The organism is Paenibacillus sp. Dod16 (genome assembly GCF_049893405.1).
Classification (GTDB): Bacteria; Bacillota; Bacilli; order Paenibacillales; family Paenibacillaceae; genus Paenibacillus_AQ.
The window spans coordinates 79,800-93,005 of record NZ_JBNDYG010000006.1 but is presented as its reverse complement, the minus strand read 5'-3'; the positions used below and the strand labels follow the sequence as shown (position 1 = coordinate 93,005).

12 protein-coding genes are annotated in these 13,206 nt (G+C 47.8%); 3 read left to right on the top strand and 9 right to left on the bottom strand.

Annotation, left to right across the window (positions count from 1 at the left end; all coding sequences use genetic code 11):
• Window positions 1-7 precede the first annotated feature (7 nt).
• Window positions 8-172, bottom strand: coding sequence for a sporulation protein Cse60 (locus tag ACPV3A_RS07520; protein WP_194544434.1), 165 nt, complete (start codon window positions 170-172; stop codon window positions 8-10).
• A gap of 139 nt (window positions 173-311) precedes the next feature.
• Window positions 312-854 (bottom strand): MerR family transcriptional regulator, encoded by a 543-nt coding sequence (locus ACPV3A_RS07515; protein WP_426198666.1) that lies wholly within the window; start codon window positions 852-854, stop codon window positions 312-314.
• A 248-nt stretch (window positions 855-1,102) separates the two neighbouring features.
• On the opposite strand from ACPV3A_RS07515, the gene ACPV3A_RS07510 reads away from it, so the two are divergent.
• Complete coding sequence (locus ACPV3A_RS07510; RefSeq protein ID WP_426198664.1) at window positions 1,103-2,230, top strand: NADH-dependent flavin oxidoreductase; 1,128 nt, start codon at window positions 1,103-1,105, stop codon at window positions 2,228-2,230.
• Window positions 2,231-2,361: 131 nt separating this feature from the next.
• On the opposite strand, the gene groL is transcribed toward ACPV3A_RS07510, so the two are convergent.
• The 5 genes from groL to ACPV3A_RS07485 form a co-directional block, all read right to left on the bottom strand.
• Window positions 2,362-3,990 carry a chaperonin GroEL gene (gene groL, locus ACPV3A_RS07505; RefSeq protein ID WP_071222540.1) on the bottom strand — a complete coding sequence of 543 codons (1,629 nt, stop codon included), beginning with the start codon at window positions 3,988-3,990 and terminating at the stop codon, window positions 2,362-2,364.
• A gap of 62 nt (window positions 3,991-4,052) precedes the next feature.
• Window positions 4,053-4,334, bottom strand: a complete 282-nt coding sequence (groES, locus tag ACPV3A_RS07500; RefSeq protein WP_006212454.1) for a co-chaperone GroES — start codon at window positions 4,332-4,334, stop codon at window positions 4,053-4,055.
• Between the two features lie 374 nt (window positions 4,335-4,708).
• Entirely contained in the window at window positions 4,709-7,324 is a 2,616-nt protein-coding gene (locus tag ACPV3A_RS07495; RefSeq protein WP_426198661.1) for a metallophosphoesterase, read from the bottom strand.
• A 4-nt stretch (window positions 7,325-7,328) separates the two neighbouring features.
• Window positions 7,329-8,594, bottom strand: a complete 1,266-nt coding sequence (locus ACPV3A_RS07490; protein WP_194544445.1) for a methyltransferase domain-containing protein — start codon at window positions 8,592-8,594, stop codon at window positions 7,329-7,331.
• An 18-nt stretch (window positions 8,595-8,612) separates the two neighbouring features.
• Window positions 8,613-9,431 (bottom strand): nucleotidyltransferase domain-containing protein, encoded by an 819-nt coding sequence (locus tag ACPV3A_RS07485; protein WP_426198659.1) that lies wholly within the window; start codon window positions 9,429-9,431, stop codon window positions 8,613-8,615.
• A gap of 203 nt (window positions 9,432-9,634) precedes the next feature.
• Here ACPV3A_RS07485 and ACPV3A_RS07480 point away from each other — a divergent pair, with 203 nt between their 5' ends.
• Complete coding sequence (locus tag ACPV3A_RS07480) at window positions 9,635-10,966, top strand: helix-turn-helix transcriptional regulator (protein WP_426198657.1); 1,332 nt, start codon at window positions 9,635-9,637, stop codon at window positions 10,964-10,966.
• The gene (locus tag ACPV3A_RS07475; protein WP_426198655.1) at window positions 10,935-11,774 is read left to right on the top strand and encodes a WYL domain-containing protein; all 840 of its coding nucleotides are present in this window, start codon (window positions 10,935-10,937) and stop codon (window positions 11,772-11,774) included. Before ACPV3A_RS07480 ends, ACPV3A_RS07475 begins: the two co-directional genes overlap by 32 nt.
• 141 nt (window positions 11,775-11,915) lie before the next feature.
• On the opposite strand, the gene tatC is transcribed toward ACPV3A_RS07475, so the two are convergent.
• Both tatC and ACPV3A_RS07465 read right to left on the bottom strand, forming a co-directional pair.
• Complete coding sequence (gene tatC, locus ACPV3A_RS07470; RefSeq protein WP_426198653.1) at window positions 11,916-12,695, bottom strand: twin-arginine translocase subunit TatC; 780 nt, start codon at window positions 12,693-12,695, stop codon at window positions 11,916-11,918.
• Window positions 12,696-12,773: 78 nt separating this feature from the next.
• Complete coding sequence (locus tag ACPV3A_RS07465) at window positions 12,774-13,010, bottom strand: twin-arginine translocase TatA/TatE family subunit (protein ID WP_071222526.1); 237 nt, start codon at window positions 13,008-13,010, stop codon at window positions 12,774-12,776.
• Window positions 13,011-13,206: the final 196 nt, after the last annotated feature.

Below are 13,206 nucleotides of genomic sequence, written 5' to 3'. Positions count from 1 at the left end.
CTTTTCTTTATTCTTTATAAATGACCAAAATATCGTACGTTCCGTCGGCAGACGAAAGCTTAACATCCTTGACATCATCAGGATGGATATTATGCAGGAACTCATTAACCTGTTCTTGCAAATCGTCCAGATTGGAATCGCTAAAGAGCTCGACTTTCAACGTTTTTAGCATGTAAGCACCCCCCACATCAAACTTCGACATAAAGTGGGTTTCCCCTGCTGGAGTTGAGTAAACCGGGCGTTTCATCCCTCTAAGATACACTGGCCATTTTAACGTCTGGTTTCTCATACACGGCTTATCAACACCTAAATTATGGTATATTGGTTCGTAACCTGTCCGTTTTAGCAGAGGCTGAAAAATAACTCATTTCCACGACGGAAATGGGCTTTGTTTTTGCTTTCTCCTTTTCTGCTTCTAAAGCCTCACCTTGACTTTGTTCTGCGCTTTCCTGGCGAGGTCTCCCTTCCTTCAGCTTGATATCAATAAAATCAACGATCTGCTGAAGTGAGGAGATTTGATTCACGATATTTTCACGGTGGCTTCTTAATTGATCCACCAACTCCGTATATTCCACGGAATCCGTGTTGGCTGAGGCCGCCAAAAACGGCCGCATCGCCTCGAGCGGCATGCCCGTTTTTTTAAGGCAAGATATCAGCTTGATCATATAGATGTCTTCTTTTCTATAGACGCGATGCCCGTTTTCCTTTCGATCCGCCCGAGGTAGTAGCTTAATCTTTTCGTAATATCGAATGGTATCCTCGGAAATTCCGGTTTGCTCGGCGATTTGCTTGATCGTATATGTTAGTTCTTCCACTGCATCCCCTCCCAAAATTGCATTTTGCCCATTATACATCTTGGATCCGACTCCAAGTCAAACTTATTCTCCTATCTCTTTCCCTTGGCACCTCTTTTGTTTTCGCATCTTGACTTGGATTCGACTCCAACTTTTATGATGAGCTCTAACAGGGAGAAGTGTCCCGACCATATAAAGGAGGAAATGTATATTGGACTCGAATCGACGCGACATTTCACGCGGTTAACTGCGCCTAGTGCCCGCATCAGATTGGAACTGCAATGATTAAAAAATAGGAGTGGACATCTATGGACCGTAAATATCAGCCTTTAATGGAGCCGTATCGTTTTAAGAATGGTATCCAAGTAAAAAACCGCATCGTTCATGCACCGATGACAATATCTTATTCTAAGCAAGACGGTACAGTATCTGATGAGTTAATCGCATATTACGAAAGTCGTTCAAACGGAGTTGGAATCGTTGTCACTGGGAGCGCCATAATCTCACCCAACGCCAAGGTATTTGGCGGCGAATTAGCGGCTGATCGCGATGATCTAATCCCAAGTTTACAACGCCTGGCGACAGCCATTAAGAAACGCGGGGCAAAAGCCATTCTGCAAATCTTTCATGGTGGTCGTGAGAGTTCGCCAGAATTGGTACCGAACCGTGAGATTGTCAGTGCGAGTGCGGTTGCTAAAGAAGGATCGAGCGTGATCCCTCAAGAACTCCAAGAGAAAGAAATTGTGGACATTATTCGAGCATTTGGCGATAGCACTCGTAGGGCAATCGAGGCTGGTTTCGACGGTGTGGAAATTCATGGGGCAAACCGATTTCTTATTCAACAATTCTTCTCCCCATACACAAACCGACGCGATGATCGATGGGGAGGAAATATAGACAAACGTATGGCATTTCCACTCACTGTTGTAGATACAGTAAGAAAAGTGGTGGATGAGTATGCGAAACAACCGTTTCTTGTGGGGTATCGGTTATCGCCAGAAGAAGAGTTGACGCCCGGTATTACCATGGCCGACACACTTATATTGGTGGACGCCCTCGCAAATAAAGATTTGGATTATTTGCATGTCTCTTTAATGGATTTTTGGTCTAAACCTAGACGTGGCGTAGAGGACTATCGCTCCAGAATGGAGATTATTAACGAGCTCGTGAAACAAAGAGTTCCCATTATCGGCGTAGGATCGATCCGTACGCCCGACGAGGCGCTTAGAGCGTTACAATCGGGAGTTCCATTTATTGCGCTTGGACGAGAACTGATTATCGATCCAGATTGGGTTGAAACAGTAACTCTGGATAAGGAAAACGAAATTCGTACAGAGTTAACTTTAAATGATCAAGAAAAATTAGGGATTGCTGATTCGTTATGGCTGAAAATCATCAATACTCCAGGATGGTTCCCTATCTCAACTAAAATTTAACAGACTATAGCTACATCACAGTGTAAATGCAGCTGCTCTTAAAGACATATATACGTTTGTGACCTTATACAAAAAAAGAGACCCCGAAAGGTCTCTTTTTCATTGATATGACAGGCTTTTGGGGCCTATTGTTACATCATGCCGCCCATACCGCCCATGCCGCCCATATCAGGCATTGCTGGTTTTTCTGGTTCTGGCTTGTCAGCGATAACCGCTTCGGTTGTCAGGAACATAGCCGCAACGGAAGCTGCGTTTTGAAGAGCGGAACGCGTTACTTTCGCAGGGTCAACGATACCTGCTTCGAACATGTTCACCCACTCATCCGTAGCAGCGTTGTAGCCGATACCGATCTCTTCTTTTTTCAGACGCTCTACGATAACGGAACCTTCTTTGCCAGCGTTTGCTGCAATCGTGCGGATTGGCTCTTCCAGAGCGCGCAGAACGATATTCACGCCTGTTTTCTCGTCGCCTTCTACTTGAACAGCAGAAACAGCGTTGTATACGTTAACGAGCGCCGTACCACCACCGGATACCATACCTTCTTCAACCGCAGCGCGAGTTGCGTTCAGGGCATCTTCAATGCGCAGTTTGCGTTCTTTCAATTCCGTTTCAGTAGCCGCGCCGACTTTGATAACCGCTACGCCGCCAGCCAATTTAGCCAGACGCTCTTGCAGTTTTTCTTTGTCGAAATCGGAAGTGGTTTCTTCCAATTGGTTGCGGATTTGCTTCACGCGAGCTTCGATGTCTTCTTTGTTACCAGCACCATCTACGATGATCGTGTTCTCTTTGGTTACGCGCACTTGACGAGCGGTACCCAATTGATCGATGGAAGCTGTTTTCAGGTCGAGGCCGAGCTCTTCCGTAATCACTTGGCCGCCAGTCAATGCAGCGATATCTTGCAGCATCGCTTTACGACGGTCACCGAAGCCAGGAGCTTTAACAGCAACAGCGTTGAACGTTCCACGCAGTTTGTTCACGATCAGCATCGCTTGCGCTTCGCCTTCGATGTCTTCCGCGATCAGAACGAGCGGTTTGCCTTGCTGTACGATTTTTTCAAGGATCGGCAGGATCTCTTGCGTGTTGGTTACTTTTTTATCGGTGATCAGGATGTATGGATTCTCAAGAACAGCTTCCATTTTATCCGTATCGGTGATCATGTATGGAGAGATGTAGCCGCGGTCGAATTGCATACCTTCTACTACTTCCAGCTCCGTCAAGAAGCCGCGGGATTCTTCAACGGTGATAACGCCGTCTTTGCCCACTTTATCCATCGCTTCTGCAATCAGTTGACCTACTTCATCGTCAGCTGCGGATACGGAAGCGACTTGAGCGATTTCCTGGTGGTTTTTAACTTCTTTTGCGATGTTTTGAAGTTCAGCCACAGCTGCTTTAACCGCTTTGTCGATACCCTTGCGGATGATCATTGGGTTTGCACCAGCTGTTACGTTCTTCAGACCTTCACGGATCATAGCTTGAGCCAGAACCGTTGCCGTTGTTGTACCGTCACCGGCAACATCGTTGGTTTTGGTAGCTACTTCTTTAACAAGCTGAGCACCCATGTTCTCGAATGCATCTTCCAGCTCGATTTCTTTAGCGATGGTTACACCGTCATTCGTGATGAGCGGGCTTCCGAATTTCTTCTCAAGAACCACGTTACGGCCTTTCGGTCCGAGTGTTACTTTAACTGCATTTGCCAAAGCGTCTACACCGCGAAGCATCGAGCGACGGGCGTCTTCACTGAACTTAATGTCTTTTGCCATGGTATTACATACCTCCCTAGTGGATTATGAAATAGTGAAACAAAGATATATTCAGGCGTTCATTAGCCTAAGATCGCGTGGATGTCGCTTTCTTTCATAATCAAATATTCTTTACCTTCGTATTTGATTTCTGTTCCAGCGTATTTGGAGAAAATGACGCGGTCGCCTTCTTTAACTTCCAAAGGTACACGTGCGCCGTCTTTCAGGGAGCCACTGCCTACAGCAATAACTTTACCTTCTTGCGGCTTTTCTTTAGCAGAGTCAGGAAGTACAATCCCGAATGCCGTAGTTTCTTCTTGTTCGATCGGTTCTACCAATACGCGTTCACCTAAAGGTCTGATCATGAAAAAATAGCCTCCTTTAAATATGTTGTGATGCTTTTTTCAAAGCTTTATGTATTAGCACTCGACAACCCTCAGTGCTAACAACCAATTTTATGATACTCAAGTTGTCTTAAAATTTCAAGTCCTTTGCATGATTTTTTGATCATTTTTTTGCAATCCGGACTTAGGGAGGGGTTGTCCCTAAACCCCCTTCTCCATTGTATCCATGTCCAGCCAAAATATGCCTGAGTCTTAAGGGACACTGTGCGGCTGGAACTATAGATCCAGTCATCATCCTACGAAAATAAAACAGCCCGAAATCAGGGCCTTCCCTTAGGAAGGGTACCATTTTTCAGGCTGTTTAACGTTCAGCGAAATGTCCGTCCCCCATCGGCTTAAAGCCTAGGGTCGATTTCCTTTTCTTTCTCCATCTCGAACAGCAGCTGCATCGCAATCGCTTGGTAATCCTCGTGGCTCGGGGAAATCTCGTCATACTTTACCCTAAGCATGCGCTTTCCAAGCTGATGCTCGGCGATCGAAGTGCGGAGCTTCTTGTGCGTGTTTTTTTGTTTCAACAGCTTCGCGTATTTGTGCGGAAACCGGTAATCGTAACCGTAAATGATCGAGAGATATTCGGGATTTCGCACCTTTAGGTAAGGGGCAGCGTTCTCCCGATCCTCTTCCGGTTTGATCACAACGCCTTCCATTCGGTTCCGGGTCGTCAGCGTGGAGAAGAAAGCCTCCGCCTGTTCATAACTCTCCCGCTCACGCAAATCCAGAACCAGAATCTTGTCGTCATTCAGGAAACGGAACATGGCCGAGGTATTCATATCAGGCATGACTTCTTCTCCGGTATCCCGAATTTCTTTCAGAATGGCAAACGGCTTGTAATCCAATTCCGCGTCCCCCGCATAAAGTTCGAGCTGCTTCTTGTACATGCGATAAGCTTCCTCATGCTTCTCGAGCGGCACATAAGCTTTCCGAACATCCCGTATATATTTATACGATTGATAGCTGCTCGAGCCATGCTTCTCTATAAGCGCGGATTTGGATAGTCGAAACTGTTCATTCTCAAAGCCGCTTGCGTTATAGGCTGTGAGCAGCTGAGCGTAAGCCTCCTCAAAACCCGTCTCTTTCAGAAACCTTGTTTCCGACTCAAGCGCAGCCGCAATCGGTTGAAACTGCCTGTCGATCAGGCCTTTCCCGAGTGCCTTCCATGGAAGCAGCTCCCCATCCAGCAGCATCATTTCGATGCCTTGGGCCTGCATATGAGGCAAGAATCTCTCCAGCAGCCGTTCGTACACCACAGATAAATCAATCCCGCTGATTCGGTAACCGTTACGGCTGACGGCATAGCAGCGCTTAAGGTCCCGGAACAGATAGATGCTGCATCTGGAGCCCATATATTTAGGCTGGAGCACCACATGTTCAATCCCTTGGTCCTTGTAATAATCGAGTCCTTTTGCGAGGGACTCCAGTTCTCCCTTAGCCAAATCCTTATCCGCCGGCGACATCGTTCCGGAAATAAAATTGATTTTATGCTCCGCGCAATACAACAATCTTCGCTGGGCTTCGCGGTCTAAATCCCGAAGATCGATGCTGCTGCGCTCTGATCTGGCAAACAAATCCGGCAATTGTTCATGAAGGAACACAGGGTCTTGTTCCCTAAACGGCGACTTAAAGCTGCGATAGACCGGTTTTTGACCGATTTGAACGGCCGTCAGCATATGCCCGTGCACACTTCCCGTATCGATGTGAATTTTGTTCTTGATCCGAAACGGTCTCACCGCGGCGACATGACCAAACACATGGTAAGGATGATTGCTGACCGCTTCTTCGCTTAAAAATAGAAGCTGCTGCTCAGTCGTGACTTCCAGGTTGCTCCGTTCCAGACGTAAGGAACGCTGATGGCGCAGGGAATTCGAGTCGAGTTTACCGACATATTTATTCCGGCAAGGAGCATGGGTTACGTAATAGGAAGGTCCCTGCTGTCCCACATATCGATAAAATGGCTTAGCCCGGCCTACAAGTTCATCGAAGCGCTCCCGCAGCGCTTCATCTTGGCCTAACGTTTCCGTAGAATCAAAGTAGGAACGCAGCAGCTCCGGCTCGGCCCCCTTGATCTCTCCCTTCAGGTACTTATAAACGAAGTTCTCATGATTCCCCATAACGAAAAGGAAATGCTCCATATTGTCGTAGAGGAAATCGATCATGGCTCGGGTTTGCTTCCCTTTGTCGATCCAATCCCCGGCCAGAATGATCCGGGTGTTTCGCAGTTTCTCCGGAACGGATAACTTTCCGTCCGTCATCCCGTAACCATAACTCCTCAAAAGCCCCTGAAGCGCGTCCACACGCTCGTGCACGTCTCCGATCACAATGTATTCCATATCCTGACTCAGAATCGAGGACAGATACTCCTCTTTATTGTCCACAATCACTTCGTAAGCAGGTTTCGCCAACTCCTTCTCCTTGTTAAGAAAATCCTTCGCACGCACTTTATGAATGGCATCGTATCCTTCCCGTGCGAGGACGGGGAGCACCTCCTTTTTCAAGCGGCTAATATGCGTGGATATCAGCTTCTTGGAGCGATCGGAGGCGTAGTAATCCTCCCGTTTCCGGTAATCAAACAGAATGACTTCCACACGGTAGTTGTTCTCATGCGCGATTTCAAGGACCTTGCCCCGGAAATCATCGGCCAATGCCGTTGTATCCACTACAACAAAGTCAGCCTGAATCGGAAAAGAAGTCGTCAATCTAAGCCGCTCAAATAATAACTGAAACGCATGCGAGCTCGCCTCCAGCATCACCTGATCGTATTTATCATAATCATAACCGAGCAGCTCCTGACGAATGGCGTCCGATGATAGGTACTGGACATTGCTCCTGTAGTTGCGCTCAGGGTATTCCCACTGCAAGGATGGAATCAGGATTTCCTTCGCAAACGTCGTTTTTCCGCACTCTGTCGGACCGACCAGCATAAAAATCGTATGCATTTTGGTATGCAATTCCATGGCCTTACTCCCCCTTCCTCGTAACAATCATTCCCTGCGTTGTATGCATGCCGTCCACACTGTCACCGATCATCACATACTCATATTGAACGCCCAGATTCTGCAGGATTTCGTCACACCACGATCTAAACTTCTCCTGCCCCATTTCCCACTTATGATCATCATGCCTGAAACCATCGAGCTCATAATACGGGTTGAAATCGGCATTGGGCGTCGTAATGATCAGCTTCTCGAACCGGATCTCCTGCACGACTTGGCGGATGAGGTCCGCCGCTTCCGCTTCCGGCATATGCTCGATCACTTCGGTCAAAATAACGTCTACGGACTCATCGTCATACCCCTCAAGAAAGTGAGCGATCGACGGAAAGGTCACCAGATTGTCCAGCCCCTTCGCTTCCGCTTTACGCTCTACCACTTCCAGCAAAGCTTCATTAATATCTACCGCATAATAGGTTTCCTCTATTTTTCCGGCAAAAGAAAGGGCGTAAAAGCCTTCACCGCAGCCGATATCCAATATCGGCTTGTTGAATGGCAGCACTTGAGCGATGTAACTTCTGCGCTGCATAGCCGTGTTTCCATATGCAAAATTGATGCTGTATCTAGGCGTAAACTCAAGCTCCTGCTTGAACTGCTTGAATCGATCCCGATGATTCAGAAAATTGCGCACGAACAGACTTCGTATGTAGTAGGGGGCATCGATGACATTCAGACTGCGAATGTGCTTTTCAAGCACTTTATCCGAGGTATCGAGATATTCGCTCCCGAACATTGCCAGGAACAGGCACAACACATTGACCGTATGCAGCAGATGGTACAGGCTCTTCCCGGTGGTTATGGTGAGGGCATAGCTTTTATGGGCTTCGTGCCGAAGCAAGAACGAGTATTCCTCGAGATGCTTTTGAAAAAATTCAATATAACGCGTCTTCTCAATATGAATGAGATTGATGTAAAAAACATGCTCGTGTCCCTCCGTGTCCCGTTCATCGTGCTTTTTGAAGGGAGCTGCAAAAAACTCGTTAATGGCAGCCAGCGGAAACAAAGGTGTATTATAACGGGACACGTTCAAATACTCGAAGCTCTCCCCTTGGTGCTGTTTGAAGGATATCTCGTTATCCGCATCCTTGAAATAAACGTTAAACGCAGCTGACTCGGAATACCATCCGTATGCCGTTCCTTGCCTCACGCTCCGAAGCTGCATGCCGGAGTTCGGGTTCTTCTTCATGAGAAACGAAAACTGCGGATTCGTTGATGTGAGCTGTATAATTGCCAAAATGACTCTCTCCTTTCGTCAAACCGTGAATGACTGCGGTCCACCGGTTCCCCATGCTTCAACCAGCGCGTCCCGAAACAAAGCATCCAGCCTTTGATCCAGATCCGTATCTTGATGCTTCTTATCCTTGGCTAGCAGCTCATATTCGTTCAATTTCTCTTCAATGAATGCATTAATGTTAGGAAGCCTCGGTTCAACATTCATCTCTTCACCTGAACGTTTGCGGAGAAGCAATTGATCAATCTCCTGTTTCAGCGCACTTTCCTGATTTAATAGGCGATTCGTAAGCAGCTCGAATTCCATGGGAGGCATCTCGTTGTAGGTTTGAATCCAGTCGCATGCCAGGATCGGACGCAGGACATAGAAATATTTTTTGATCTTAACGTCTCCCCCTTGCAAATACATCCGGTAATTGCCTTTAGCCATGTTCAGGTAGTGGTGCATGCAAGATTTTGGCGAGAACGCAAGCGGAGATATGCTGCGGATTTGCTGGGCGATGCCAAGCGTCTCCTTATACTTGATGGGGGACTCCAGCCATTCGAGCAGGGGCGGATTCGACTTGCGAAAAAGCCCCAGCGCTTTTTTCAAATCCCAACCGCTCATATCCAGCCTGTCACTGATCGGCCGCTCAATCACATCTCGCTTGTCGAAGATCGATAAATACCACTCCACGGGTCTGATATAGATAAACCTTACGTCATAATCGCTGTCTGTCGACGGAAAGCCCCAGGCCCTGCTGCCTGATTCGCAGGCATACAGGATAAGGACGCCTTCCTCCCGCTCAATTCGCTCAAGTTCTTGCTGAATCGTCGAATTCATTTCCTGCGATATATTCATATCTGGTATCTCTCCTTCTGTAGCTGCCGTCTGATGTCCGATAACCTTATTGTCCTCCACACGTTCCAATTTCAACAGGGCGAAAGTATGGCGATAACAAAAAGATGTTATAATTTCCATCCTTTATGCAGTTCCCTATCCTTGCTACAATAGTTACAGACAGCATCACGTACGATCTAATATATGACTTGAAGGAGGGCGCCATGGCTCGGGAAAGCTTCGATAAAGAAATCCAGTTCCTTCGCATTCTGGCGCTGGCCGGAGGAGCATACAACCGGCAACAACTGGCCGATCGACTCGGTATTTCGGTACATACCTATGACAAAACGCTTCGAAATTTAAAAAATAGGATTGAATCGCTTCAGCCGCAGCTCTCGGAAGAACAAAGTCTCACCCTATCCGAAGGCCTGCGCTATTCATACTATGAAACCGCAGATCCGCTCCTGCTGCTGTTGTTCCGCGGCAAATCGCTTAAGGCATCGGAAAGCTTGAGGCTGTCCACGATCCTCACCCAGCTGCAGCATCAGCAGTTAACCGCCAAAGAACTAATCGACCTATGCGGCGATCACTTGCCTGACGGGGAGTCTCTGCCGGATGAGAAGACGATACGCGGAGATCTCAAATACCTGGAGGAAGTCGGAGTCATCGTGAAGACAGGCACAGACCGGCCTTACCGATACAGGGGCGCCCGTGATCTGATCGATTCGTTGTCGGATGACGAGCTGCTTGATCTCTACGACTATGTGGACGTCATGTCGAATACGCAGCTGCCGTCCGTGCAGGGTTATATGCTTAGGGATAACTTAAAGCGGGCTTTGCGGAAGCGTGACATCGCTGCGCACTCAACCGCTGCTTATATTTATAAATATCATTATCCTTCACGCATATTGGACGAAGCGCATCTGCATACCATTTTTCAGGCCATTACCAAAAGAGCTAGAATCCGTTTCCTGTACTTATCACCCAAAAGCACTTCACGCTATGCTTCCCAAAATACGAATCCGCTGTTCCACAGGGAGTCCAAAGGGCTTCGGGAAACGGTGCTGCCGCTGCGCGTGATATATGACCATCAATACGGCCGTTGGTATCTGATCGGTTATAACGGCAGACAAGGTCTCATGAAGTTTCGTATGGAGGGATTGACTCAGATCGAAGAAGGCGATGTGGTTAAGGAAGAGGTCTTCCAGCAGCGCCTGGAGGAAGTGCTGGCCGAATTCGAGAATAGTTGGGTTACCGATACCCGTAATCCCACCAAGGTCGTGGCCAGATTTTTTAACCCGGAGGACAGCAAAGTGAATTTCGTGCTGAACCGGGTTAAGGCGCAAGGGCAATGGGGGACCGTTACGATAGAATCCGACGATTCATTTCTATATGAAATCGAAGTGAACGGCACCAGCGAAATCAAGCCCTGGCTCCGGAGCTTCGGCTCCAGCTGCGAGGTGCTCAAGCCCCGCTCCCTTCGCCTGGAGTTCATCAAGGAATGGAAGGAGATTGCCGCTTATTATGAGCCAGAATCCGTTCGAGAAAATTTTTAATTATCAGATTATGACGCGGCTTGAGGAAACTGACTCGATTGCCATAACCGCTCAAGAACGGGGATGGCTCAAAATGATGCTGGTGCACCCTGAGGCAGCTAACGCCTTTACGCCTGAAACCTTAAAGCGTCTCGAACAAATCCTTCACATGGAGCATAGCGGTGCCGAGATGAAGGAGATTATCCTGGAGAAGGCCAAGGGACAGGAACGAAGTGTATATCACCCGCATCTTCGCACCTTGCGAAGAATGATCATGCAGGATCAGGGCTTTCGCTTAAGCTATCGAACGAAGCTCGGAGAAACGCGCAGCAATCAGTCCGGTTTCCCGTTCAAATTGGAGTATTCCATGATCAAACGGGAATGGATGCTGATCTGGTACAGCAAAAGCCGAAGAGGACTCATGTACACGAAGCTGGATCATATTCTATATATCCAAAGGACCTCACTTCCGTCTTTTCGAATCGATCGCATCAAGGAACGGCTGCAGAATCTGATGGAAAATCGCGAGAAGCAAGCCCTCATTAAAATCCATCGCCGATACAACGGGGAATTGTCACGGATTCTGTACGCTTTCTCCTGTTTTGACAAGACCGTCCATTATGATGAAGATTCCAATACCTACCGCATTAAAGTCTCCTATTTGAAGGATGAGTGCGACTTTCTGCTCTCCCGTATTCGCTTTCTCGGACTGCGGGTAAAAGTCGTGGAAGGAAACACGCTGCAGGCCCGAATGCAGGAAACCGCAGCGATGGCGCTGGCTAGATATGCGCAAGATGAAAGTCAGGACGATATGAATAGATCCCTATGAGACCTGGAGCGAATGCACTTATGAAATTTGATTTCTAACCATTCGATCCTCCAACAAAAAACAACCCGCAAACCATACTCCCGTGGGGATTGGTTAAGCGGGTTGTTCTTATTCTATGCGATCCTATTTTGCAAAAAAACGTCACAGTCCATCCTCTTCGTCTACCCGTATGTACCGGCTGTCCCGTTCCATGTCCGCCTCTAGCTGCTTGCGGTAGATCACGGAAGACAGAAACACGCTGAATTCGTACAGCAGCAGCAGCGGAATCGTGACCAGGAAATCCGATATGAAGTCCGGCGGCGTAATGACAACCGCGATGAATACGAGCGCGAAGTACGCGAGTTTGCGCATTTTTCGAAGCCGCAGCGGATTCAGAATGCGAATTTTCGTTAAGAACATCACCACAAGCGGCAGCTCAAACAGCAAGGCCAGCGGCAATACGAGATTGAACATAAAATTCAAGTAATTAGTAATGCCGTAGGTTTCCTGAAGCCCCATGCTCTGGGTAATCGTTGTCGTGAATGACAGCGTCATCGGAAACACGACGTAATATCCGAACGTGATCCCTACAATGAACAGAAGAAACGCATAAGGCACGTAACGAATGGCCGCTTTCTGCTCTTCTTTGCGAAGTCCCGGCTTGACGAACGCCCACAGCTGATAGAAGATCAGCGGAACGGAAATGACAAGCGAGAAAATGGCAGCGATTTTCATATAGATCCCGATACCATCCCAGAAGGAGAAGGCGTGCAGCTCAAAGTTCTTGGCTTCTTCAGCCGCCGTCAAATAATGATAGATCGGGTCCGCAACAAAAAGCCCGCCGATCAAACCCGCTACGAATACCACGAGCACAATAATAATTCGTTTGCGAAGCTCGCCCAAATGCTCAACAAGCGCCATATCTTTCACTTGCTCCGACAAGTTAACCACCACCCTGTATGTGACCCTGACAAAACAAAATCCCTCCCGAAGGAAGGGACTTCAAGCCTTGCTTTATTTCTATTCCGGAAGACGCTTGTCTTCAACCTTGGTTGGCTCAGCGACAACGGCTTGTTGGGGAGCCTCTTCTTTCTTCTTCGCCGGTGCATCGTCAGCAATAATCTCCCGCGCACCGTCCTTAAACTCACGGAATGTTCTTCCGACCGCACGTCCAAGTTCAGGAAGCTTGTTCGGTCCGAACAAGAGCAGCGCCAAAATAACGAGCAAAATAATACCCGGCACTCCAATTCCACTCATATCTATTCTCCTCCTCGTCCTGCTCAATGCCTTTAAAAGGACTTCAGGATGATCTAAATCCGTCATGCCTTGCACTACAACAGGTGTTAACTAATGACCATAATCCGACTACTACAGTTGAAACAAGCTCATATACCGCCATCATACCATAATGTAAATCACATATACAGTCTAGAAACGTGACAGTTTATTTACA

Coding starts and splice junctions, on each gene's coding strand:
- ACPV3A_RS07465 (WP_071222526.1), bottom strand. CDS start 13,010: ATGAGTGGAATTGGAGTGCCGGGTATTATTTTGCTCGTTATTTTGGCG.
- ACPV3A_RS07520 (WP_194544434.1), bottom strand. CDS start 172: ATGCTAAAAACGTTGAAAGTCGAGCTCTTTAGCGATTCCAATCTGGAC.
- ACPV3A_RS07480 (WP_426198657.1), top strand. CDS start 9,635: ATGGCTCGGGAAAGCTTCGATAAAGAAATCCAGTTCCTTCGCATTCTG.
- ACPV3A_RS07495 (WP_426198661.1), bottom strand. CDS start 7,324: ATGGAATTGCATACCAAAATGCATACGATTTTTATGCTGGTCGGTCCG.
- groL (WP_071222540.1), bottom strand. CDS start 3,990: ATGGCAAAAGACATTAAGTTCAGTGAAGACGCCCGTCGCTCGATGCTT.
- ACPV3A_RS07485 (WP_426198659.1), bottom strand. CDS start 9,431: ATGAATATATCGCAGGAAATGAATTCGACGATTCAGCAAGAACTTGAG.
- groES (WP_006212454.1), bottom strand. CDS start 4,334: ATGATCAGACCTTTAGGTGAACGCGTATTGGTAGAACCGATCGAACAA.
- ACPV3A_RS07510 (WP_426198664.1), top strand. CDS start 1,103: ATGGACCGTAAATATCAGCCTTTAATGGAGCCGTATCGTTTTAAGAAT.
- ACPV3A_RS07475 (WP_426198655.1), top strand. CDS start 10,935: ATGAGCCAGAATCCGTTCGAGAAAATTTTTAATTATCAGATTATGACG.
- ACPV3A_RS07515 (WP_426198666.1), bottom strand. CDS start 854: ATGTATAATGGGCAAAATGCAATTTTGGGAGGGGATGCAGTGGAAGAA.